This is a genomic window from Collimonas pratensis (assembly GCF_001584185.1).
GTDB classification, from domain to species: Bacteria; Pseudomonadota; Gammaproteobacteria; order Burkholderiales; family Burkholderiaceae_D; genus Collimonas; species Collimonas pratensis.
Genome location: NZ_CP013234.1, coordinates 3998985 through 4021636, shown reverse-complemented (window position 1 = coordinate 4021636; position 22652 = coordinate 3998985). Strand labels below are relative to the sequence as shown.

Below are 22652 nucleotides of genomic sequence, written 5' to 3'. Positions count from 1 at the left end.
CGTTCAGGCAAGTTCGATGCGTTGCGTAGTTTCCGGATCAAACCAATGCAAGGCCGCGGCGTCGAAACCGGCCGTGATCTGCTGCCCGGCTTCGACCGCCGTCGCCGCCGGCACCCGCATCACCAGCAATTGATCGCCGATCGAGACGTGCACCAGCAAGTCGGCGCCCAGCGCTTCCACCAGCTCCGCCCGCAGGTTCAAGCCGGGCTGGCCAAAGATCAGCTGTTCCGGCCGCAGGCCCATGATGCAATCGCGGCCGGCGATCGGATGGCAGCTGAAGGGCAGGCTGACGGCCGCGGCATTGTCGATGGCGAAGCTGTTGCCGTCGGCCGCCACACGGCCGCACAGGAGATTCATCGGCGGCGAGCCGATAAAGCTGGCGACAAAGGTGGTGGCAGGACGTGCATAGACTTCCGCAGGTGTGCCGATCTGTTCGGCGCGACCGCCGTTCATGACGATCATGCGCTGGCCCAGGGTCATGGCTTCGACCTGGTCGTGCGTCACATACAGGCTGGTGGTGCCAAGGGTGCGATGCAGCTTCTGGATTTCCAGACGCATCTGCACGCGCAGCTTGGCATCCAGGTTGGACAGTGGTTCGTCGAACAGGAACACCGCGGGCTCGCGCACGATGGCGCGTCCCATCGCCACTCGCTGGCGCTGGCCGCCCGACAGCTGGCGCGGGGTACGCTGCAGCAGCGCACCCAGTTCCAGGATCTTGGCCGCCTTTTGCACGCGCGTTTCGATGTCGTCCTTGCTCAGGCCGCGTATCTTCAAGCCGTAAGCCATGTTCTCGTAGACGCTCATGTGCGGATACAGCGCGTAGTTCTGGAACACCATGGCGATGTCGCGGTCTTTCGGCTCCAGCTGGTTGACCACGCGCTCGCCGATCACGATATCGCCCGCGCTGACCTCTTCCAGGCCGGCCACCATGCGCAGCAAGGTCGACTTGCCGCAACCGGAGGGGCCGACCATGACGATGAATTCGCCGTCGGCGATATCGATCGAAATGCCGTGGATGACATCGACGGCCTTGGGCGCCTTGCCGTAGGTTTTCTTGACGTTCTTCAGATGTACTTGTGCCATATCACTTCTCGGAATCAACCAGACCTTTAACAAACCATTTTTGCATCACCACGACCACCAAGCCAGGCGGCAGCATCGCCAGCACCAGGGTGGCCATCACCATATTCCACTCCACTGCAGAATCGCCGCCGACAATCAGGGTCTTGATGCCGATACCGATCGGATACATGTCCTGGTTGGTGGCGATCATCAGCGGCCACAGGTACTGGTTCCAGCCATAGATGAACATGATCACGAACAGCGCGATGATATTGGTGCGCGACAGCGGCCAGATCACGTCTTTGAAAAAGCGCAAGGGTCCGGCGCCGTCGATGCGCGCCGCTTCCGCCAGCTCATCCGGAATCGTCAGGAAGAACTGGCGGAACAGGAAGGTCGCGGTGGCCGAGGCGATCAGGGGGATGGTCAGGCCGGCGTAGGTGTTGAGCATGTGGAAATCCGACACCACCTGGTAGGTCGGCGTGATGCGCACCTCCACCGGCAGCATCAGGGTCATGAAGATCATCCAGAAGAACAGCGAACGTCCCGGGAAGCGGAAGTAGGTCATGGCAAACGCCGACAGCATCGAGATCGAGATCTTGCCGATGGCGATCGCCAGCGCCGAAATCAGGCTCACCATCAGCATGCGGCCCACCGGCGGCGCCGAGACGTTGCCTGAGCTGCCCTTGGTCAGCAGCGCGCTGTAGTTTTCGATGAAATGCGTGCCGGGCAGCAGCGACAGCGGCGCGGCGGCGGCCTGCTCGGCGCTTTGCGTGCTGGCGACAAACGCCACGTAGAGCGGGAAGGCGATGATGATCACACCCAGGATCAGCACCAGGTGGCTGACCATGTCGAGGATGGGGCGGCGCTCAATCATGAAATTCTTTCGTGATCACACCGTCATCCCCGCGAACGCGGGGATCCAAGTTACTAATTCTGAAGATGAAAATGGATTCCCGCGTTCGCGAGAATGGCGGTAGGAGGGTGTTTGTCATATCCATCATGCGTACTGGACTTTCTTTTCAACATACTTGAACTGCACCACCGTGAGGACGATGACGATGGTCATCAGGATCACCGACTGCGCCGCGGCGCCGCCCAGGTCGCCGCCCTTGAAGCCGTCGTTGAAGACCTTGTAGACCAGGATCTCGGTATCCTTGCCGGGGCCGCCCTGGGTAGTGGCTTCAATGATCGCGAAGGTATCGAAAAAGGCGTAAACGATATTCACCACCAGCAGGAAGAAGGTGGTCGGCGACAGCAGCGGGAAGACAATGGTGGCGAAACGCTTGACCGGGCCGGCGCCGTCGATGGCGGCCGCTTCGAGCAGCGATTTCGGGATCGACTGCAGGCCGGCAAGGAAAAACAGGAAGTTGTAGCTGACCTGTTTCCACACCGCGGCGATGACGATCAGGATCATGGCGTGGCGGCCGTTGAGCACATGGTTCCAGTCGATGCCGATGTAATGCAGCCAATGGGAGACGATTCCCAGCGTCGGGCTCAGCATGAACATCCACAGCACGCCGACTACCACCGGCGACACCGCATACGGCCAGATCAGGAAGGTTTTATAGACGGCGGCGCCTTTCGCCACGCGATCGGCAAAGGCGGCCAGGATCAGCGACAGCGACAGGCCGAGCACCGCGACCAGCACCGAGAACACGGCCGTGGTCTTGAACGAGCCGAGGTAATTGCTGTCGGCGAACAGGGTGCGGAAGTTGTCGAACCAGACGAATTCCGAGTAGCCGCCGAAGGCGTCCTGCAGCAGCATCGACTGGTACATGGCTTGCACCGCCGGCCAGACGAAAAACAAAAGGGTGACAATGATCTGCGGCGCTACCAGCGCATAGGGCAGCCAAGCAGATTTGAAGCGAGCGCGTTTTTCCACGATGGGACTTTCTATCGTCCGCGGCGATGCGGGATATCAGGGTAAGACGGAGCTGCAATTGGTAGGGTGGGCACTCCGTGCCCACGCGTGCATCCAAAGCTTACATGCTTTATTCGCTTACGCGTGGGCAAAAATGCCCACCCTACGTGCTACAGGAAAGGCTAGGTATCAGCTTGCTTTATTTATTGGTTTTCTCGAAACGTTCCAGCAGCAGGTTGCCGCGCTCCACTGCGGTATCCAGCGCCTGCTTGGCAGTGATCTTGCCGGTCCAGACGTTTTCCAGTTCTTCATCGATGATGGTGCGGATCTGCGGCATGTTGCCAAGGCGGATGCCGCGCGACTTGTCGGTGGTCTTGGTGATCATCTGCTTGACTGGCACATCGGTGCCGGGATTGCGGTCATAGAAGCCGGATTTGCGGGTGATGTCGTAAGCCGCCAGCGTGGTCGGCAGGTAACCGGTTTCCTGATGCCACTTGGCTTGCACTTCCGGCTTCGACAGGAACTTGAAGAACTTGGCCACACCCTTGTAGTCTTCGGTTTTCTTGCCGCCCATGACCCACAGCGAAGCGCCGCCGATCATGGTGTTTTGCGGTGCGCCCGGGACATCGTTGTAGTACGGCAGGGTAGCGATGCCAAATTTGAACTTGGAGTTTTTCGCGATATCGGCATAGCTGGAAGACGAGCCGGTCAGCAAGCCGCATTCGCCGGAATAGAATTTCGAGGTTGCCTCGTCCTTGCGGCCGGCGTAGGTGAACAAGCCTTGCTTGGCCCAGTTGGCCAGGTTCTCGATATGCTTGACGTGCAGCGGGCTGTTGAACTTCAGGCGCGTATCCAGGCCGTCGAAGCCATTGTTCTTCGATGCGAACTCGACGTTATGCCAGGTCGAGAACGATTCCAGCTCTACCCATGACTGCCAGGTCGTGGTGTAGCCGCACTTGGCGCCGCTGGCTTTCAGCTTGGCGGCATCGGCCGCCAGTTCGGTCCAGGTGACAGGCGGCTTGTTCGGATCGAGGCCGGCCTTGGTGAACATGTCCTTGTTATAGAACATCACCGTGGTCGAACTGTTGAACGGCAGCGACAGCAGGCCGGCACCCTTGGGAGCGGCGTAGTAGCCGCCGATAGCCGGTACGTAGGCGGACGGATCGAAGGGTTCGCCGGCCAGCTTCATGACTTCCGACACCGGCTTGATGGCGCCCTTGGAGTACATCATGGTGGCGGTGCCGACTTCGAACACCTGCAGGATGTCGGGGGCGTTGCCGGCGCGATAGGCGGCGGTTGCCGCGGCCATCGCTTCATCGTAGGCGCCCTTGTAGACCGGCACTACCTTGAATTCTGTCTGGCTCTTGTTGAACTCGTCGGCCAAACCGTTGACGCGGTCGCCGAGGGCGCCCGCCATCGAATGCCACCAGGAGATCTCGGTAACGGCATGTGCCGATACGCTCACGGTGGCGAGTGCGCAAGCCATGGCTAGTGCGTTGAATTTGAATTTCATGGAGTCCCCCCTAAAATTTTTCGATGGTAGCGAATCGTTGTGACCACCACATGACTTTGTGGACTTGTCCCCGCTCTTGTCACGATTAGGGATTCTTTAAAGCCGGATTCTATAGGTGACTTTATGGGCGGCGCAATGTTTGTTTTACCCATCGGCAATGCCAGCCTGCATGCGCATGCTGTCCGCTGCCGGCGCTTGCCGCTGGCTGCCCGGGTTCGGTTAAAGTTAATGTGTAATAAATATTACCATTTGGTCGAGCTGCTGCACTATCTTTAAGATTGACAAGCGATAAATCCTTAAATACCATCGTTCGGGTAGTTTTTCGATCCGGAATGAATCAAAGTGTAAAATAAATTACACATAATAAAAATATCAGGAGATGCAATGATCCCGCGTCAGTTGTTCAATGCCGACCATGAAGAATTCCGCCAGAACCTGCGCCGTTTCCTCGATGCCGAGGTCTTGCCGCGCCACGCCGCCTGGGAAGAGCAGGGTTTTGTCGACCGCGATATCTGGCAGCGCGCCGGCGAACTGGGTTTCCTTTGCACCAACATGCCGGAAAACTATGGCGGTTCCGGCGTCGACCGCAAGTTCAGCACCATCGTGCTGGAAGAGTTGGCCAGCACTAACGCTTCCGGCATCGGCTGGCCGCTGCATTCGGACATTGTGGCGCCTTATTTGCTGCGCTATGGCAGCGAACAGCTGAAGCAGGCCTGGCTGCCGAAGATGGCGGCCGGCACGGCGATCACCGCGATCGCGATGTCGGAACCGGGCACCGGTTCGGACCTGCAGGCGATACAGACTACCGCGATAGAAGACGGCGACGACTACATCGTCAACGGTTCCAAGATTTTCATCACCAACGGCTATAACAGCGACATGGTGGTGGTGGCGCTGAAGGTGGGCGACAAGGCGCGTGGCGCCAAGAATGTGTCGCTGCTGGTGATCGAAGCCAACCGCCCCGGTTTCAGCAAGGGCAAGCCGCTCAAGAAGATCGGCATGAAAGCGCAGGATACCTGCGAGCTGTTCTTTGATAACGTCCGCGTGCCGAAGTCGAATATCGTCGGCGAGGTCGGCGCCGGTTTCAGCATGCTGATGCAGGAACTGGCGTGGGAACGCCTGCTGATCGCCATCACCTCGGTGGCCAATGCGGAAGCGATGCTTGACGTCACCATCGAATACACCCGCGAGCGCCAGGCTTTCGGCCGTTCGGTCTCGTCCTTCCAGAATACCCGCTTCAAGCTGGCCGAGATGAAGACGGAACTGCAGATTGCCCGTGTGTTCGTCGACCGCTGCATCGAGCTGGAGGTCAAGGGCGAGCTGCAGGTAGACGCTGCGGCGGCCGCCAAGTACTGGTGCTCCGATCTGCAGGGCAAGGTGCTGGATCAATGTTTGCAACTGCACGGCGGATATGGTTTCATGCAGGAGTACCCGATTGCGCGCGCCTTCATCGATGCACGGGCCCAGCGCATCTATGGCGGCACCAATGAAATCATGAAAGAGATTATTTCCCGCACCATCTGAGTGCGTGATGGCGGAAGCGGTTTTTCAATCAGATAAAGATAGATACCATGGCAAATGAATTAAGAAATGAATTACGCTATGACGGCCGTGTCGCGATCGTCACCGGCGCCGGCAATGGCCTCGGCCGCGTGCATGCCTTGTTGCTGGGAGCGCGCGGCGCCAAGGTGGTGGTCAACGACCTCGGCGGCGACGTCCATGGCGGCGGCAAGTCGAGCGCCGCGGCCGACCAGGTGGTGGCGGAGATCGTCGCCGCCGGCGGCACCGCGGTAGCCAACTACGACTCGGTGGAAGCGGGCGGCCAGATCGTGCAGACCGCGCTCGATCATTTCGGCGGCATCGACATCGTCATCAACAATGCCGGCATCCTGCGCGACAGTAGTTTCGCCAAGATGAGCGAAGACGATTGGGACCTGATCTACCGCGTCCACGTGCTGGGCGCTTTCCGCGTCACCCACGCCGCCTGGCCCCACATGCGCAACAAGGGCTATGGCCGCATCGTCATGACCACTTCGGCCGCCGGCATCTACGGCAACTTCGGCCAGGCCAACTACAGCATGGCCAAGATGGGCCTGATCGGCATGGCGAATACGCTGGCGGTGGAAGGCGCATCCAAGAATGTGCTGGTCAACACCATCGCGCCGCTGGCCGGTTCGCGCATTTCCGAGACGGTGATGCCGCCGCAGATGCTGGAAGCGCTCAAGCCGGAATACGTCGCGCCGCTGGCGGCTTATTTGAGCCACGACAGTTGCAAGGAAAGCGGCAGCCTGTTCGAAGTCGGCGCCGGTTTCCATGCCAAGTTGCGCTGGGAGCGTACCCAGGGCCATCATTTCCAGGGCCAGGCTTTCGGTCCCGAAGAAGTGGCGGAGAAGTGGGCCGAGATCGGCGACTTCAGCGAGGCCACCTATCCCAAGACCATCGGCGAATCGCTGATGTCGATACTGCAGGGCGTCAACTCGCCGTTCGGCCAGAGCAAGTAGCCCAAGCCTGACGCGCCATGGCTAACCCGCTCCTGTCCGGCATCCGGGTGCTCGACCTGACCCGTTTGCTGCCCGGCCCCTTTTGCAGCTTCTACCTGGCGCAGCTGGGAGCCGAGGTCATCAAGCTGGAAGAACCGCAGGGCGGCGATTACGCGCGCATGCTGGCGCCGGAGCTGTTCACGCTGGTCAACCGCGGCAAGCAATCGGTCACGCTCGATCTGCGGCAAGCGCAGGCGGTCGAATTGCTGAAGAAAATGGTGCTTGAGGCGGATGTCCTGATCGAATCGTTCCGGCCCGGCGTGATGGACAAGCTGGGCTGCGGTTACCAGGTGTTGAAACAGATCAATCCGCGCCTGGTGTACGCGGCGCTGACCGGCTACGGCCAGACCGGCCCCTATAAAGACCGTGCCGGCCACGACATGAATTACTGCGCCTATGCCGGCGTGCTGGACCAGACTGGCGCCGCCGATGGCGCGCCGGTACTGTCGAATTTCCAAAGTGCTGACCTGGCCGGCGGCGCGCTCACCTGCGCCCTCGGCATCCTGGCCGCCGTCATCGGCGCGCGCGCTTCCGGCCAGGGCACGCTGGTCGACGTCGGCATGCTGGACGGCACCTTGGCGCTGCAGGCACTGTCGCTGGCCACCATCCGTACGCTGGGCGAGAGCAAGGCGCGCGGCAGCGACGTGCTCAGCGGCGGCCTGCCCAACTACAGCATCTATGCCTGCGCCGACGGCAAGCACGTGGCGCTGGCGGCGCTTGAACCGAAATTCTTTTTCAATTTCTGCCAGGCAGTCGAACGGCCCGACCTAGCCGCCATGCCGCTGGCGCCTGGAGCCGGCGGCGCCGCTCTGCGCGAAGCGCTGGCCGATCTGTTCAAGACACGTAGTCGCGACGAATGGGAGCTGCTGCTGGCGGAGTGCGATTGCTGCGTGTCCGGCATCTACAGTCCGCAAGAGGCACTCGCCAATCCGCAAGTCAAGGCCCGCGGCTTGATCCGGGTGGAAGACGGCAAACCTTTGTCTGACCTGCCGATTCGTTTCAGCGATACGGCTGTCGCGGCGGCCGGCGCTTGTCCGGCGCTGGGCGCGGATACCGCAGGCGTTCTGGCCAGGCTGGCCGGCATTGACGACATTCAGCTGGCCGCCTTGACGGCGAGCGGTGCGATCTAGTGTAAAAGGATTTATTGCAAGACAATTTCCAGCAAGGCCAAAGAAACTATAAAAACCAGCAATCTTCCTGAACTTCGCGCGAGGAGACACCCGTGGACGAACAAAAGAATTCGGTGCAAATGATGTTGCAATGGGCCGCTGCCAAGCCCAATGCGCCTTGGCTGTTGCAACCGGTTTTGGGGCAATGGAAAGCCACCACTTGGGCGCACGGTAGCGATCAGGTGAGGCGCATGGCGGCGGCGCTGAAAGCCATGAACTGGGAGCCGGGCAGCCGCATTTGCATCTCTGGCCGCAATACCGCGCACTGGATCATGGCCGACCTGGCGATTTCCATGGCCGGCCACGTCAGCGTCGGCATGTATCCGAAACAGGCTGCAGCCACCACCCGTTATATCTTCGAGCATAGCGAAGCCAAGGCGGTGTTCCTCGGGCCGATGCCGGACGCAGACGATTTCACCGGGGCGATTCCGGACTCGGTGCGCACCATTTCCTTTCCCTATCAGGAAGCGCCGGCCGGGCAGCTCACATGGGATGAACTGGTCGCCGCCACCGCGCCCATGGCCATCGAGGAGTATCTGGCTCCGGCGCCGGAGGCGCTGATGACCTTGATTTATACCTCCGGCACCACCGGCAAGCCGAAGGGCGTGATGCTCAGCTACGGCAATGTACTGTTTGCCGTCTACAGCATCATGAACCTGGCGCCGTCGCTCGGTCAGGAACGCTATTTTTCCTACATGCCGCTGGCGCATGCCTTCGAGCGCTTTGCCATTGCGCTGCCGAGCTGCTACAACGGCGGCGAAGTGCACTTCCTTGAAAACGTCGACAAGATGGGAGAGCAGCTGGCGCAGGTCGCGCCTACCCGTTTCTTTGGCGTGCCGCTGGTCTATGGCCGTATCCAGACCGCGATCCTGCACAAGATGCCGCAGCAGAAGCTGGACCGCCTGATGAAGATCCCGCTGTTGCGTACTATCGTCCGGCGCAAGATTCGGGTGGCGGTCGGCTTGCAGCATGTGCGCTTCTGCCTGTCCGGGGCGGCGCCGATACCGGCGGCATTGCTGGACTGGTACCAGCGCAATCTCGGACTGACGGTGCTGCAAGGCTATGCACCCACCGAAGCCTCAGTCTATTCCAGCGCCTGCCTGCCGGACCAGAACCGCGTCGGCTCGGTCGGCAAGCCGCCGCAGAACGCCGGCTTCAAGCTGTCCGAAGACGGCGAAATCCTGTTCAAGCATCCGGGCTTGATGATGGGCTATTACAAGGATCCGGAGAGCACGCGCGCGGCCTTCACCGAAGACGGCTATCTGCGCACCGGCGACCAGGGCCGGGTGGACGAGGACGGTTACCTGTATATTACCGGCCGCGTGAAAGACATCTTCAAGACCGCCAAGGGAAAATACGTGGCGCCGGCGCCCATCGAATGTTCGCTGGCGCGCAATACCGACGTCGAAAACCTGCTGTTCATCGGCAACGGCATGAACCAGCCGGTGATGGCGGTGACCCTGACCGCGGCGGCCCGCAGCAAGCCGCGGGCCGCGGTGGAGCAGGGATTGATCGACGACATGGCTGCGGTCAATGCGACGCTGGAGCCGCATGAAAAGATCGCCAAATGCGTGGTGCTGAAAGATGCCTGGAGCATAGACAACGGCTTGATGACGCCGACCATGAAGGTCAAGCGCAGCGAGGTGGAAAAGCGCTATGCCGGCCTGATGGAGCGGGAACTGCAGGTGCGCAGCGCGGTCGGATGGGAATGAGCGGCCGCGGCTCCTTGAATATAAATATAGTGGAAAATGACAGCAGAATTTTTAAAGCAACCTGAGGATAAAAAATGACCGTAAACGACATCATCAAGCTCATGCCGAGCGCGCTGGATGCAGCCGCCACGCTGAACATGAAGAACAGCATCCAGTTCGATATTTCGCAGCCGATGTATTTGCTGATCGATCACGGCAAATGCACGGCGCACGAAGGCGTGGTCGATGCGCCCGACGTCGCGTTGACGATGGCGGATGACGACCTGAAGGCGTTGCTGAAAGGCGAGCTCAACGGCGCCATGGCCTTCATGAGCGGCAAGCTGAAGCTGAAAGGCGACATGATGCTGGCGCAGCGCATTCCTTCCTTGTTCGACGCCAGCAAGATTTCCTGAACAGATTAGCCCGATCCAGCCTGGGACGCATTGCATGCGCCCAGGCTGTTTCTGCATCCAGACTATTCGAAGCGCTTGCCTTGCTCCGCCATCTGCACCAGGATTGCCGCCGGCGCAAAGTAACTGCCGAACTGCTCCGCCAGTTGGCGTGCCCGCTTGACGAAATTGGCGACGCCGTAAGCGTTGATGTACTGTAGCGCGCCGCCCTGGAACGGCGCAAAGCCCCAGCCGAAAATGCTGCCGATGTTGGTGTCTGCCACCGTCAGCACGACTTTCTCTTCATAGCATTTGGCCGCCTCGTTGGCTTGCACGAACATCATGCGTTCGATCAAGTCCTTTTGCGGCAGCTGTGTGGCTGCCAGCGGGAACGCTTGCTGCAAGCCTGGCCACAGGTGTTTGCTCTCGTTTTCAGGATAATCGTAAAAACCCTTGCCGGCCTTCTTGCCCTTGCGGTCCAGCTGCGTCACCATTTTTTCCAGTCCGCCATCGGCCGGATGGCCCGCAAATGGCTTGCCGGCGTCAGCGAAATCCTTGCGCGTCTGCTGCAAGATATGCAGTGAGAGCGACAGGCTGACTTCGTCATGCACCGCCAGCGGTCCGACCGGCATGCCGGCCTGCAGGCCGGCCATTTCGATGGCGCGTGGATGCTGGCCTTCCATCAATAATTTCAAGCCTTCCATCACATAGGTGCCGAACACCCGCGACGTGTAGAAGCCGCGCGAGTCGTTAACCACGATCGGCGTCTTCTTGATCTGTTGTACATAGTCGAAGCCGCGCGCCAAGGTTTGCGGGCTGGTATGTTCGCCGACGATGATTTCCACCAGCGGCATCTTGTCCACCGGCGAAAAGAAGTGCAAGCCGATGAAATTGGCAGGCCGCACGCTGGCTTGCGCCAGGCCGCTGATCGGCAGGGTCGATGTATTGGAAGCGAAGACGGCGTCGGCGCTGATCAACGCTTCCGTCTTGCGGGTCACGTCAGCCTTGATGGCGCGGTCTTCAAACACTGCTTCGATGATCAGGTCGCAGCTTGCCAGGTCATTGAAATCCGTGGTCGGCTGGATGCGCGCCAGCAGGGCGTTCTTGCCGGCTTCGGTTTGCTGCTTGCGGCGTATCGATTTATCCAGCAGCTTGGCCGAGTAGTTCTTGCCGTTTTCCGCATTCTCCAGGCTGTTATCCAGCAGCACCACGGCTATGCCGGCTTTCGCCGATGCGTAGGCAATGCCGGCACCCATCATGCCGGCGCCGAGGATGCCGACCTTGCTGACCTTGGACGGTGCAAAGCCTTCCGGCCGCGACTTGCCCTTGTTGATGGCGTTGAGCTGGAACCACAGCGTGCCGATCATGTTCTTGGCTACCGGCGACAGGGCGCAATTGACGAAGTAGCGCGACTCGATTTCGCAGGCGGTGTCGAAATCGACAATCCCACCTTCGAACACGCAGCTCATGATGTTGGTGGCGGCCGGATAGTTACCGAAAGTCTTGGCGCTGGCCATCGACGGCGCGATGGCCCACAGCTGGCCGTTGCCCGGGCTGCGCGAATCGCCGCCGGGCCAGCGGAATTTCTTGTCGTCCCAGGGCTGCTTCGCCTTCGGGTTGGCCAGGCACCAGGCCTTGGCCTTGGCCAGCAGATCTTCCTTGTCATCGGCCAGCTCCTGGATGATGCCCTGCTGCAGCGCTTCTTCCGCGCGCAGTTCCTTGCCTTCCAGGATCAGCTGCAGCGCGCTCTGGATGCCGATCATGCGCGGCAGGCGCTGGGTGCCGCCGCCGCCCGGCAGCAGCCCGAGCTTGACTTCCGGCAGGCCGAACTTGGCTTTCGGATTATTGATGGCGATGCGGTGATGGCAAGCCAGCGCCAGTTCCAGGCCGCCGCCCAGCGCGGTGCCGTTGAGCGCCGCGACCACCGGCCGGCCGCACAGTTCCAGGCGGCGCATGAAGCCCTTGAATTCCTGCACCAGGTCGAAGGCGGCTTGCGCATCGGTGATCTGGTACAGCTTTTCGATATCGGCGCCGGCCACGAAATCAGCCTTGCCGGAGGTGATGATGACGCCGGCAATGGTGGCGTCGGCTTCGATGGCGGTAATCGCCTGCATGAACGGCGCCGTCAGCGCTTCGTTCAGCACATTCATTGAACGGCCCGGCATGTCCAGGGTCAGGGTGACGATGTTGTCGCTGTCTTTTTGGAAATTCACACTCATGATAGATGTCCTGTCAGTGAATCAAACGCGTTCGATAATGGTGGCGATACCCATGCCGCCGCCCACGCACAGCGAGATCAGCGCAGTCCGCTTGCCGCTGCGCTCCAGTTCGTCGAGCGCGGTGCCGAGTATCATGGCGCCGGTAGCGCCCAGCGGATGGCCCATGGCAATCGAGCCGCCGTTGACATTGACACGCGCCGGGTCGATATCGAGATCGCGGATGGCGCGCATCACCACGGCGGCGAACGCTTCATTGATTTCAAACAGGTCGATATCTTTGGCCGACATCTTCGCTTTGGCCAGCGCCTTGCGCGCCGCCGGGGCAATGCCGGTCAGCATGATGGTCGGTTCGGAGCCGGTGACGGCGGTCGCTACGATGCGGGCGCGCGGCTTCAATCCCAGCTTCTCGCCCATCTCCTTGCTGCCGACCAGCACCAGCGCGGCGCCGTCGACAATGCCGGAGGAATTGCCGGCGTGGTGCACGTGGTTGATTTTTTCAACCGTGGTGTATTTACGCAGCGCAGTGGCGTCGAAACCCATCTGGCCGATCTGTTCGAAAGCGGGATTCAAGCCCGCCAGATTTTCGATGGTGGTCTGGGCGCGGATGTATTCATCGTGGTCCAGCACCACCAGGCCGTTGAGGTCGGTCACCGGGACCAGGGATTTTTTGAAATAACCTTCGGCGCGCGCATGCACTGCCTTTTTCTGCGATTGCAGAGCAAAGTTGTCGACATCGCTGCGCGAGAAATTTTCCAGCGTGGCGATCAGGTCGGCGCCTATCCCTTGCGGGGCAAAGCCGGTGCTCTGGTTGACGCGCGGATCCATGAACCAGGCGCCGCCGTCAGAACCCATGGCCCAGCGCGACATGCTTTCGACGCCGCCGGCCACCACCAGCTGTTCCTGGCCGGACATGACCTTCATCGCCGCCAGGTTGACAGATTCCAGGCCGGAGGCGCAAAAGCGTGATTGCGTCACGCCCGCGACCGACTGATCCCAGCCGGCGTACAGCACGGCGGTACGGGCGATGTCGGCGCCTTGTTCGCCGACCGAGGTGACGCAGCCGAGCACCACGTCATCTACCTGGGAAGTATCGAGGTGGTTGCGTTGTTCCAGCGCGTGCAGCAGTTGCGCCAGCAGGTTGACTGGCGTCACCTGGTGCAGGCTGCCATCCTTCTTGCCCTTGCCGCGCGGCGTGCGCACGGAATCGAAAATATAAGCGTCAGTCATAGCGTCTCCGGCTTGTATGTTTGCGTAATAAAAATTACACTTTGAGTGTGTCTGATTGCAGCTGAATACCTACTGTAGTGAAAGCACTGGCCAGCGTCAATTGGTAAGGCACTCTAAACCAGATGGCGGAAACGCTAGCGGATAAGTCCGTAATTTTGATTACACATATGATGAAAATGGCAAAAACACCGCCTGTGGAAAAACAGAAAATCGTGCTCGACCGCGCTCTGCTCAAGCCGGCGATACAGCAACGAATAGAAGGCGCAGTGCTGGATCTGTTCTCGGAACGAGAATTCCACAGCGTCAGCTTTGGCGAAATCGCCGCCGCCGCCAATGTATCGCTGCAGACCATCTACAAATATTATGGCAGCAAGGAAGCGCTGCTGTTCGCCTGCCTGGAAACCTGGCTGGGCGCGCTGGCCTCGCGCATGCTGGATCACCTGCAGGGCATCGAAAGCTGCCAGGACAAGCTGCGCAAGGTGTTCTGGGTAGTGCTCGATTTCTTCGACCGCAATCCCAAGGTCAGCCAGCTGATCATGAGTTCGCTGCAGATCAGCGCATGGGGCCGCGACCGTACTTTCCGCCAGCCGGAAATGATGGAAGTCCTGATGAAAACCTTGACCGACGGCAGGGCTGAGGGCGTCCTGACGGATGAGGTCAATGAAAAAATCCTGCTGGACTATTTCATCGGCATCCTCGAGCGGCTGGTGCACATGCACACCATGCGCGGCGAGCAGGAGCCGCTGGCGCTGCAGGCGAATGCGCTGTTCAAGATGCTGTGGCGGGCGATCGCCCGGCCTGCGAATCATTGAGGTTTTGGTAATTCATGACGCGGCGGAATTATCGCATTTGACCAGCGCAGCACTACGCCGACAAAGTCATCTGGGGTCAGAGTCGACTTTCGCGGTGCTTTTTCGCGAAACTCGACTCTGACCCCACATGACGGATTCGGAGAAAGACAGGGCGCATTCGTATTTTTTTCTAGCGGCTAGATATGTACGCCGTAGCCCACTTAGCCGCGTCTGCTAGGCGCGACGAAAGCCGGTTACGGTTCTGTCGTGTTTCATGAGATTCTCAATAATCAAGAAAATCAAACGTTCCCACATAGCGCGCCCGCGGCCGGATCAGCTGGCCGCTGGCCGCCTGTTCGATGGCGTGCGCGATCCAGCCGGCACAGCGGCCCAATGCAAATAAGGTTTGCGAGGCGCCGCGCGCCAGCCCGAAGGCATGTTCAATTGCCGCCAGCGCAAAATCGATATTCGGAGCCTGTCCGGTGAGCTTGCTGGCGATGTCGGCAAGCGCCAGCAGAGCGGCAATCTCGGCATTGCCTGCCTGCGCCTCCAGCATCTGGATCAGCATGCGGCCGCGCGGATCACCGTCCGGATAGAGGGGATGGCCGAAACCCGGCAACTGGTTGCCATAACCCAGGATCAGGCCGGGCTGAGCCAGGCGCTGCTGCAGTACGCCATGCATGTCATCGCTGGCCATGGCGGCGTCGATCATGGCCCATACGCGCAACGATTCGCCGCCGTGGCGCGGGCCGGACAGCGCCGACAGTCCAGCCAGCAGCGCTGCCGGTAACGACGCGCCGGTCGAGGCGACGCAGCGCACGGTAAAAGTGGAGACATTCAATTCATGATCGGCGCAAGCGATCAGCGCCGCCCGCACCAGATCGGCGTGTTCGGCGCCGAGACGCCAGGCGTCACAGCATTGCTGATGCAGGGGGGCGGTGCTGATATCGGCGTCTAGCAATGCCGCCGCCAGCAGCCGCATCAGCTGCGCGCCATCCGTGAGCGGATCGGATGGTTTGAGTAAAGGCGTGGCGGCTGCCAGCAGGGCGGCGCCGCGTTGCAGCGGTAGGCAACCCGCAAACGGCTCGCGCATGGCTGACCAGCGTTGCGGCTCGATGACAGGAGTCGCGTCATCGAAATAACTCTTGCTGTCGCTATCCCACAAGATCATCGCGACCTGTTCCAGCGTGGCGCTGCGCGCCAGCTTCATGGCGTCGTGGCCACGATAGCGGATGACGCCATGCTCGATCAGGGTGATGCGTGATTCCAGGATCGGCTTGCCCCAGTCTATCGCCTGCTCGACAGCATGGCCGGCCTGGCGGCCATCCTTGCGTCTCGCCGCCAGGCGCAGCAGCTGGTCACGCGGATACAGCTTGCTGCGCTCGCCTGTGCCTGGCAGCGAGCTGAGCATGCCGCGGCTGACATAGGAATACAATGTAGCGGTGCTGACGCCGAGTAGTTTGGCTGCTTCCGCCGCGCTAAGCAATTTCTTCATCGGGAAATTTCTTTATATTGATTGCCGCAATCAAGATTGACGCGGCCAGCCGCCAAATTCTAGACTGAATCCTTACTTCCCATAAGGACGATCATGCACACCGATACCACAGCCGGTCAATTGCTCGGCACACTCTGGCAGCTCGCCGGCCAGGCGCCGAATGCCCTGGAGCAGCTCAGTTTTTCCCATCTGGCGCGACAGTTGCCTTCGCAGTTCCCGGTCGGCGCGCTGGCGTCCGCCGTGATCGGTGCGCAGGCACTGGCGGCGGCGGATTTCTGGCGCTTGCGCGGCGGTAGCCGTCAAACTGTTGCGGTTGACCAGCGCCACGCGCTCGCCATCTTCCGCAGCGAACGCTACCTGCTGATAAACGGCAAGCCACCGGCCGATCCCTGGAGTCCTATCGCCGGCTACTACCAGGCCGGCGACGGCCGCTGGATACAGCTGCACACCAATTTCCCGCATCACCGCGACGGCGTGCTGCGGGTCCTGCAATGCGCCGACAACCGCGCCGCCGTGGCCGCCGCCATCGCCGGCTGGCAGGCTACCGAACTCGATGCGCGGTTGGCGCAAGAAGGCATGTGCGCGGCGCTGATACGTAGTCCCGACGAGTGGCTGACGCATCCGCAAGCGACGGCCGTCGCCGGCTTGCCGCTGTTTGAGATCGAACGGATCGCCGACAGCGCTCCTGAAATGCCACGGCCCGGACAACGACCACTCAGCGGCGTCCGCGTGCTCGACCTGTCGCGGGTGATCGCGGCGCCGGTGGCGGGCCGCACGCTGGCGCAGCACGGCGCCGAAGTGCTGGCGATCGGCGCCGCGCACCTGCCGAATATTCCGACCTTGGTGATCGACAATGGCCGCGGCAAGCGTGCCGCCCAGCTTGATCTGCGCAGCGAAGCAGGACGCCAGCGCCTGCGCCAGCTGATACCTGGCGCCGATGTCTTCCTGCATGCTTACCGGCCGGGGGCGCTCGCCGCGCATGGTTTTTCCAGCGATGCATTGCAGGCGCTGCGGCCAGGTTTGGTCGAGGTGCGTCTTTCGGCCTACAGCCATGCCGGCCCGTGGGCCGAGCGGCGCGGCTTTGACAGCCTGGTGCAGTCGGCTACCGGCATCGCCTGGGAAGAAGGGCAGGCCACCGGCAGCGCCCAGCCCGGCAAGCTGCCATGCCAGGCGCTTGATCATGCCACCGGCTACCTGGCGGCTTTCTGCGCCATGACTGCGCTGCGGCGGCGGGCAACAGAAGGCGGGGGCTGGCGGGTGCAGGTTTCGCTGGCGCAAACCGGCCGCTGGCTGCAGTCCATGCCGCGCCTGGCCGATGGCTTGCAGCATGCCGATCTCAGTCAGGCTGAAGTCGATAAATGGCGGCAGACGATGAGATCTTCGTATGGAGAAATCAGCGCCATCGCACCGGCCGAACAAATGTCGGAGACGCCGCCGCACTTCGATCTGCCGCCCTCGGTCCTGGATGCGTATGAGGCAAGCTGGCAGCAAGAGGGATAAGGACAGGTAACAGAAAAAAGTAAAAAAGGGCGCTTACGATGAGGTAAGCGCCCTTTTTTCTTGCGTGCCGATCAGGCTTTTATTCCAGGCCGGCCATCACAGATTGTCTGTTATGCGAAATTCTTCGAAGCAAATTCCCAATTCGCCAATGCCCAGAATGCTTCCAGGTATTTTGGACGGGCATTGCGGTAGTCGATGTAGTAAGCGTGTTCCCAGACATCGACGGTGATCAAAGGCTTAGCGTCGGTCGTCAGTGGGGTTGCAGCGTTGGAAGTCGACACCAGGCCGAGCGAACCGTCGGCATTTTTCACCAGCCAGGCCCAGCCGGAACCGAAAGTGCCGACGGCAGTCTTGGTCAGTTCAGCCTTGAAGTTGTCGAACGAACCCCACTTGGCGTTGATCGCATCTGCCAATGCGCCGGTTGGTGCGCCGCCGCCTGTTGGCGACAGGCTGTGCCAGTAGAAGGTGTGGTTCCAGATCTGCGCTGCATTGTTGAAGACGCCGCCGGAGGATTTCTTGACGATATCTTCCAGGGATGCGTTTTCGAATTCTGTGCCTGGGATCAGGTTGTTCAGGTTGGTCACATAGGTCTGGTGATGCTTACCATAGTGAAATTCCAGAGTCTCTTTGGAAATGTGTGGAGCTAATGCATCCAGAGCATACGGCAGGGGCGGGAGAGTGTGTGCCATGTTGTGCGTCCTTCCTATAGTTTTATTGGGATTACAAAGAAGCTGTTGCCTATACATCTTAAGAACAGTTTCCAGGAAAGAGCTATTGTAAAGCGCTTAGCTATTCCATGCAGCAAGCTTGCGCTTTCCTGCTGCTTTTATCCGACTCCTTATGTGGCTTGCGCCACATCCGGGGAAACCGTTCTTCAATCAAGCGTGGCTTGCACGCTGTCTATGCCCACCTTGGCGCTGCCATCCGCCAGCTGGACGGTAACGAAATGGCGCGGCTGCAAGGCTTGCGGCGTGCGGATTACATGGCCCTTGGCGTCGGAAACGATGGCGTAGCCGCGTTCCAGGGTGCGCTGCGGATTCAGCAATTCGAGTTGCGCATTGAGCGCCGCCAGCGCCTGCCGCCGGTCACGGTTGCTTGCCGCCAGCGCGCTGCCGAGGCGGCGGCTTTGCTCCAGCAGCCCGGTGCGTGATGCTGAAGTGTCGGGCATCTGCGCCGTCAGGCGGGTGCGCAGGTTGAGCAGGGCGTAGCGTGATTGCGTCAGCGGGATGCGGGTAGCGTGCAGCAGCCGGCTGTGCAGGCTTTGCAGCTTGACACGTTCGTGGGCAATGGTGGTGGCAGGGCTGCTCAGGCGGCGTCCGAGCCAGTCCAGCGTCTGGCTGGCCTCGCCGAGTTGACGGCGCAAGGCGCGGGTGAGGTCGTCGGCATGCGCTTCCAGCGTCGCCAGCCAGTCGCCGCGCGGCACCGTCGCCAGCTCGGCGGCGGCGGTCGGGGTGGCGGCGCGCAGGTCGGCGGCAAAGTCGGCGATGGTGAAATCGGTCTCGTGGCCGACCCCGGAAATCACCGGCATCGGCGCGGCGACGATCGCACGCGCTACCGCTTCATCGTTGAACGACCACAAGTCCTCGATACTGCCGCCGCCGCGGCATACCAGCAGCAGCTCGCATTCGGCACGCGCCGCTGCAGTATTGATGGCGCGAGCGATCTTTTCTGCGGCGCCGTCGCCTTGCACCGGCGTCGGGTACAGGATCACGCGCACATGCGGCGCACGGCGCGCCAGCGCGGTCAGGATATCGCGCAGTGCTGCCGCCTGCAGGCTGGTGACGATGCCGATGGTTCGGGCAAATGCCGGCAGCGGCCGCTTGCGTGCTGGATCGAACAAGCCTTCGGCATTGAGCTTTTCTTTCAGGCGCAAGAAGGCTTCATACAGGTTGCCGACGCCGGCGCGCCGGATCGCTTCGACATTGAGCTGATAGTCGCCGCGCGCGGCGTACAGGGTCACCAGCGCCCGTACTTCCACCTTGTCGCCGTCGCGCGGGGTAAAGCCGGCATGCTGGGCGCGGCCCTTGAACATGACGCCGCGCACTTGCGCCGCATCGTCCTTCAGCGTGAAGTACCAGTGGCCGGAAGCGTAGCTCTTGAAATTCGATATTTCGCCCGAGACCCAGGCCAACGGAAAACTGCGTTCCAGCATCCGCGCGACGGCTTGATTCAAGGCGGAGACTGTCAGTACCTGCGGTCCGCTGGAACGGTTGTCGGGAGGGCTGGAGAGATTCATGCTGGCTTTCGATTCAGTTAATGACCGTGTCCGTTGAGGCAAGCGGACAGGGAGCGCTGATATTGTAAAGCACAGCCGCTGCACAGCGATGGAAAAGCGAAACAAATCAAGGGCTTGTCCGGAATGCAGCAGGCTTGCGCACAAGCTTATCCACATATTCTGTGGGTAACTGCGGATTTCTCTCTGCATGTGGATATACGCCGCCGCCGACATGGCAAAATCATCACGGACGTTGGCGAAAATCCGGTCCGCCACCCGTAAAGCCGTGTTTCAGGCACATTTGCAGCATTCCTTCACACTGGTGAAAATCTGTTGCCAATCAATGACTTCAGGTGAATCCAGTGCGCTTGTGCACAAAGTTATCCCCAAAATCTGTGGAGAACTTTAGGTGCGCAGAACTTGCAGCCACTGCCTGTTTTTGCAGCAGTTGAAAAAATTCCTTATAAATCATGGACTTCACTATTAGTCGAGCGACTTGTCCACAATTTTGTTCACATAATGTGTGTGGAACTCAGCGCAGCGTTTTATCAACATGAAATGCAAGGTAAAACACTGCGATAAAAATTTCTGCTCAGCAATGCTTGTCGTGCTTGCCCGCAGGCCGTCAACAAGTTACATTCTGCATCCATGCTGATGAACCCCTCGTCTGCATTTCTCTTGTCGATACGCTCTACAGCATTCGTACCTCACCAAGGAGTTTCTTTTGTTTGCCATTATTCAAGCTGCGGGCTGGCCGATCTGGCTGTTGTTAATTGCCTCCATCATTGCCACCGCATTGATTATCGAACGTCTCGTTTATTTGCGCCGCGCGCGTATCCTGCCGCCGCAACTGTTGCAGGAAGTGATACGGGTTTATCACAACGGCAAGATCAATACCGAAGTCCTGACTAATCTGGAAACCAACTCGCCGCTGGGACGGGTGCTGGCCGCCGGCCTGCGCAATGTCGATGCGCCGCGCGATCTGATGAAGGAATCGATCGAAGAGGCCGGGCAGGCGACTGCGCACGATCTCGAACGCTTCCTCACAACATTGGGGACGATTGCTTCGCTGGCGCCTTTGATGGGCTTGTTCGGCACCGTGGTCGGCATGATCGAGATTTTTGGCGCGACCACCGGCGCCGGCGCCGATCCTACGCAACTGGGCCATGGCATTTCGGTGGCGTTGTATAACACCGGCTTCGGCCTGGCGATCGCCATGCCGGCGTTGATTTTCTATCGTCATTTCCGCGCCCTGGTGGACGGCTTTGTGGTCGATATGGAGCAGCAGGCAGTAAAATTCGTTGATACAGTTCACGGTGCGCGTAAATGAATTTCCGTAAAGGCAAGGGCCGCGAGGACCCTGAAATCAACCTGATCCCGTTCATCGACGTCTTGCTGGTGATTGTGATCTTCCTGATGGTGACCACCAGCTACAGCAAGTTTACGGCGCTGCAGATCACCTTGCCGACTGCCGATGCCGACAAGGCCATGACGCAGCCGCAAGAGATCAACGTCGCCGTCAATCCGCAAGGCCAGTACGCGGTCAACAACGTGCAAGTGTCGTCCAAGGATGCGGCGTCGCTGGCGCTGGACCTGAAGAATGCGGTGCAGGCGGATGGTCAGCCTGGCCAGTCCAAGGTCGACCCGGTGGTGATCATCAATGCCGACGCCATGGCGACCCACCAGACCGTGATCAATGTGCTGGAGGCTGCGCGTCTGGCAGGTTTCGACAAGATCACGTTTGCCGCCCAGACTAGTGGCCACAAGTAAAAGCTCGCTGGAATCGACCCTGAGCGCCGCCTGGCAGCGGCGCGGCTTGCTGGTATGCCTGCTGTGGCCGCTGTCGCTGCTGTTCGGCTTGCTGGCGGCGCTGCGGCGCCGGCTCTACGCCGCCGGCTGGCAGGCCAGCACGCGGCTGCCGGTGCCGGTGATCGTGGTCGGCAACATTTTTGTCGGCGGTACCGGCAAGACGCCGCTGACGATCTGGCTGGTGCAGGCGCTGCGGCAAGCCGGCTATGTGCCGGGCGTGATTTCGCGCGGCTATGCGGCGCAAAGCGCCGATGGCAAGCCACAGGTGCAACACGTAACACCGGCATCGCTGGCGGCCGAGGTCGGCGACGAACCCTTGCTGATCGCCGGCCGCGCGCAATGCCCGGTGGTGGTCGGGCGCGACCGCGTGGCGGCGGCGCAAGCCTTGCTGCAGGCCCATCCTGAAGTCAACCTGATCTTGTCCGACGACGGCTTGCAGCATTATCGTTTGCAACGCGACATCGAAATCGTCCTGTTTGACGCCCGCGGCGCCGGCAACGGCTGGCTGCTGCCGGCCGGACCTTTGCGCGAGCCGGCCTCACGCCGGCGCGACTTCACCGTGGTCAATGCAGCTGCGATTCCCGCTTCCATGCCGGCCGATTCGATCCGCATGCAGCTGGCGGGCGACTACGCCGAACGGCTCGCTGATCCAACTGACACGCGGCCGCTGGCCAGCCTGGGCGATGCGGCGCTGAAGATCGCCGCGGCGGCCGGCATCGGCAATCCGCAACGCTTTTTCAGCATGCTGAGCGCCGCCGGCCTGAGGTTCGAGACGCTGGCTTTGCCCGATCACCATGATTTTTCCGACAACCCGTTTGCGGCCCTGGAGGCCGAACTGATCCTGATCACGGAAAAGGATGCAGTAAAATGTCGGCAAATAGCGTCTATTAAAGACGATCCGCGCATCTGGGTCGTTCCGGTGACGGCGCAGATTGACGCCGCACTGTCTCAACAAATTCTGGAGAAACTCCGTGGACACACAACTGCTTGACATCCTGGTCTGCCCGATCTGCAAAGGGCCGCTGCATCACGACAAGAAAGCCCAGGAACTGATTTGCAATGCTGACAAGCTGGCTTATCCGATCCGCGACGGCATCCCCATCATGTGGGCCGATCAGGCGCGCGATCTCAACGCTCCGGCCGCCGGCGCGGCACCTGCGGCTTAAGTGGC

The 22652-nt window shown here is 60.6% G+C and carries 20 protein-coding genes; 11 read left to right on the top strand and 9 right to left on the bottom strand.

All coding sequences use genetic code 11. The annotated features are described in order from the left end of the window. Positions 1-3 precede the first annotated feature (3 nt). The 4 genes from CPter91_RS17900 to ugpB all read right to left on the bottom strand — a co-directional run bounded on the left by CPter91_RS17900 (position 4) and on the right by ugpB (position 4436). Positions 4-1083 carry a sn-glycerol-3-phosphate import ATP-binding protein UgpC gene (locus CPter91_RS17900; protein WP_061942552.1) on the bottom strand — a complete coding sequence of 360 codons (1080 nt, stop codon included), beginning with the start codon at positions 1081-1083 and terminating at the stop codon, positions 4-6. 1 nt (position 1084) lies between these two features. Beyond that, positions 1085-1936, bottom strand: coding sequence for a sn-glycerol-3-phosphate ABC transporter permease UgpE (gene ugpE, locus CPter91_RS17895; protein WP_061942550.1), 852 nt, complete (start codon positions 1934-1936; stop codon positions 1085-1087). Between the two features lie 123 nt (positions 1937-2059). Next, complete coding sequence (gene ugpA / locus CPter91_RS17890; protein ID WP_061942548.1) at positions 2060-2944, bottom strand: sn-glycerol-3-phosphate ABC transporter permease UgpA; 885 nt, start codon at positions 2942-2944, stop codon at positions 2060-2062. A gap of 178 nt (positions 2945-3122) precedes the next feature. Further along, on the bottom strand, positions 3123-4436 hold the full coding sequence (gene ugpB / locus CPter91_RS17885; RefSeq protein WP_061942546.1) for a sn-glycerol-3-phosphate ABC transporter substrate-binding protein UgpB: 1314 nt from the start codon (positions 4434-4436) through the stop codon (positions 3123-3125). A gap of 384 nt (positions 4437-4820) precedes the next feature. On the opposite strand from ugpB, the gene CPter91_RS17880 reads away from it, so the two are divergent. The 5 genes from CPter91_RS17880 to CPter91_RS17860 all read left to right on the top strand — a co-directional run bounded on the left by CPter91_RS17880 (position 4821) and on the right by CPter91_RS17860 (position 10249). Continuing rightward, complete coding sequence (locus CPter91_RS17880) at positions 4821-5960, top strand: acyl-CoA dehydrogenase family protein (RefSeq protein ID WP_061942544.1); 1140 nt, start codon at positions 4821-4823, stop codon at positions 5958-5960. Between the two features lie 47 nt (positions 5961-6007). Further along, positions 6008-6937: an SDR family oxidoreductase gene (locus CPter91_RS17875; protein ID WP_061942542.1), complete on the top strand. Its 930-nt coding sequence runs from the start codon at positions 6008-6010 to the stop codon at positions 6935-6937. Between the two features lie 17 nt (positions 6938-6954). Beyond that, entirely contained in the window at positions 6955-8106 is a 1152-nt protein-coding gene (locus CPter91_RS17870; RefSeq protein WP_061942540.1) for a CaiB/BaiF CoA transferase family protein, read from the top strand. Between the two features lie 92 nt (positions 8107-8198). After that, positions 8199-9857: an AMP-binding protein gene (locus CPter91_RS17865; RefSeq protein ID WP_061942538.1), complete on the top strand. Its 1659-nt coding sequence runs from the start codon at positions 8199-8201 to the stop codon at positions 9855-9857. Between the two features lie 74 nt (positions 9858-9931). Further along, the gene (locus CPter91_RS17860) at positions 9932-10249 is read left to right on the top strand and encodes an SCP2 sterol-binding domain-containing protein (protein ID WP_061942536.1); all 318 of its coding nucleotides are present in this window, start codon (positions 9932-9934) and stop codon (positions 10247-10249) included. Between the two features lie 62 nt (positions 10250-10311). On the opposite strand, the gene CPter91_RS17855 is transcribed toward CPter91_RS17860, so the two are convergent. Together CPter91_RS17855 and CPter91_RS17850 are read right to left on the bottom strand one after the other, a co-directional pair. Then, entirely contained in the window at positions 10312-12444 is a 2133-nt protein-coding gene (locus CPter91_RS17855) for a 3-hydroxyacyl-CoA dehydrogenase NAD-binding domain-containing protein (RefSeq protein WP_061942534.1), read from the bottom strand. A 21-nt stretch (positions 12445-12465) separates the two neighbouring features. Further along, a complete protein-coding gene (locus CPter91_RS17850) occupies positions 12466-13671 on the bottom strand; it encodes an acetyl-CoA C-acetyltransferase (RefSeq protein ID WP_061942532.1) in 1206 nt (401 codons plus the stop codon). A 176-nt stretch (positions 13672-13847) separates the two neighbouring features. On the opposite strand from CPter91_RS17850, the gene CPter91_RS17845 reads away from it, so the two are divergent. Continuing rightward, positions 13848-14483, top strand: coding sequence for a TetR/AcrR family transcriptional regulator (locus CPter91_RS17845; protein ID WP_231879952.1), 636 nt, complete (start codon positions 13848-13850; stop codon positions 14481-14483). Between the two features lie 262 nt (positions 14484-14745). On the opposite strand, the gene CPter91_RS17840 is transcribed toward CPter91_RS17845, so the two are convergent. Continuing rightward, positions 14746-15957 (bottom strand): citrate synthase family protein, encoded by a 1212-nt coding sequence (locus CPter91_RS17840; RefSeq protein ID WP_061942530.1) that lies wholly within the window; start codon positions 15955-15957, stop codon positions 14746-14748. A gap of 93 nt (positions 15958-16050) precedes the next feature. Here CPter91_RS17840 and CPter91_RS17835 point away from each other — a divergent pair, with 93 nt between their 5' ends. Further along, positions 16051-17457 carry a CoA transferase gene (locus tag CPter91_RS17835; RefSeq protein WP_061942528.1) on the top strand — a complete coding sequence of 469 codons (1407 nt, stop codon included), beginning with the start codon at positions 16051-16053 and terminating at the stop codon, positions 17455-17457. A gap of 110 nt (positions 17458-17567) precedes the next feature. On the opposite strand, the gene sodB is transcribed toward CPter91_RS17835, so the two are convergent. Both sodB and xseA read right to left on the bottom strand, forming a co-directional pair. After that, positions 17568-18146, bottom strand: a complete 579-nt coding sequence (gene sodB / locus CPter91_RS17830) for a superoxide dismutase [Fe] (protein WP_061942527.1) — start codon at positions 18144-18146, stop codon at positions 17568-17570. Between the two features lie 185 nt (positions 18147-18331). Further along, positions 18332-19693 carry an exodeoxyribonuclease VII large subunit gene (gene xseA / locus CPter91_RS17825; RefSeq protein WP_061942525.1) on the bottom strand — a complete coding sequence of 454 codons (1362 nt, stop codon included), beginning with the start codon at positions 19691-19693 and terminating at the stop codon, positions 18332-18334. 703 nt (positions 19694-20396) lie between these two features. On the opposite strand from xseA, the gene CPter91_RS17820 reads away from it, so the two are divergent. From CPter91_RS17820 to CPter91_RS17805, 4 genes are read left to right on the top strand one after another with little or no spacing between them, the layout of a single operon-like run. Further along, positions 20397-21002 carry a MotA/TolQ/ExbB proton channel family protein gene (locus CPter91_RS17820; protein ID WP_061942523.1) on the top strand — a complete coding sequence of 202 codons (606 nt, stop codon included), beginning with the start codon at positions 20397-20399 and terminating at the stop codon, positions 21000-21002. Further along, positions 20999-21442 carry an ExbD/TolR family protein gene (locus tag CPter91_RS17815; RefSeq protein ID WP_061942521.1) on the top strand — a complete coding sequence of 148 codons (444 nt, stop codon included), beginning with the start codon at positions 20999-21001 and terminating at the stop codon, positions 21440-21442. The genes CPter91_RS17820 and CPter91_RS17815 overlap by 4 nt, the downstream gene beginning before the upstream one ends. Further along, positions 21429-22472, top strand: coding sequence for a tetraacyldisaccharide 4'-kinase (lpxK, locus tag CPter91_RS17810; protein WP_061942520.1), 1044 nt, complete (start codon positions 21429-21431; stop codon positions 22470-22472). The genes CPter91_RS17815 and lpxK overlap by 14 nt, the downstream gene beginning before the upstream one ends. Beyond that, complete coding sequence (locus CPter91_RS17805) at positions 22453-22647, top strand: Trm112 family protein (RefSeq protein WP_061942518.1); 195 nt, start codon at positions 22453-22455, stop codon at positions 22645-22647. Before lpxK ends, CPter91_RS17805 begins: the two co-directional genes overlap by 20 nt. Positions 22648-22652: the final 5 nt, after the last annotated feature.

What these genes read in the sequence shown, in the direction of transcription:
- CPter91_RS17900 (WP_061942552.1), bottom strand. Translation starts at nt 1,083, where the DNA reads ATGGCACAAGTACATCTGAAGAACGTCAAGAAAACCTACGGCAAGGCG.
- ugpE (WP_061942550.1), bottom strand. Translation starts at nt 1,936, where the DNA reads ATGATTGAGCGCCGCCCCATCCTCGACATGGTCAGCCACCTGGTGCTG.
- ugpB (WP_061942546.1), bottom strand. Translation starts at nt 4,436, where the DNA reads ATGAAATTCAAATTCAACGCACTAGCCATGGCTTGCGCACTCGCCACC.
- CPter91_RS17880 (WP_061942544.1), top strand. Translation starts at nt 4,821, where the DNA reads ATGATCCCGCGTCAGTTGTTCAATGCCGACCATGAAGAATTCCGCCAG.
- CPter91_RS17875 (WP_061942542.1), top strand. Translation starts at nt 6,008, where the DNA reads ATGGCAAATGAATTAAGAAATGAATTACGCTATGACGGCCGTGTCGCG.
- CPter91_RS17870 (WP_061942540.1), top strand. Translation starts at nt 6,955, where the DNA reads ATGGCTAACCCGCTCCTGTCCGGCATCCGGGTGCTCGACCTGACCCGT.
- CPter91_RS17860 (WP_061942536.1), top strand. Translation starts at nt 9,932, where the DNA reads ATGACCGTAAACGACATCATCAAGCTCATGCCGAGCGCGCTGGATGCA.
- CPter91_RS17855 (WP_061942534.1), bottom strand. Translation starts at nt 12,444, where the DNA reads ATGAGTGTGAATTTCCAAAAAGACAGCGACAACATCGTCACCCTGACC.
- CPter91_RS17850 (WP_061942532.1), bottom strand. Translation starts at nt 13,671, where the DNA reads ATGACTGACGCTTATATTTTCGATTCCGTGCGCACGCCGCGCGGCAAG.
- CPter91_RS17845 (WP_231879952.1), top strand. Translation starts at nt 13,848, where the DNA reads ATGGCAAAAACACCGCCTGTGGAAAAACAGAAAATCGTGCTCGACCGC.
- CPter91_RS17840 (WP_061942530.1), bottom strand. Translation starts at nt 15,957, where the DNA reads ATGAAGAAATTGCTTAGCGCGGCGGAAGCAGCCAAACTACTCGGCGTC.
- CPter91_RS17835 (WP_061942528.1), top strand. Translation starts at nt 16,051, where the DNA reads ATGCACACCGATACCACAGCCGGTCAATTGCTCGGCACACTCTGGCAG.
- sodB (WP_061942527.1), bottom strand. Translation starts at nt 18,146, where the DNA reads ATGGCACACACTCTCCCGCCCCTGCCGTATGCTCTGGATGCATTAGCT.
- xseA (WP_061942525.1), bottom strand. Translation starts at nt 19,693, where the DNA reads ATGAATCTCTCCAGCCCTCCCGACAACCGTTCCAGCGGACCGCAGGTA.
- CPter91_RS17815 (WP_061942521.1), top strand. Translation starts at nt 20,999, where the DNA reads ATGAATTTCCGTAAAGGCAAGGGCCGCGAGGACCCTGAAATCAACCTG.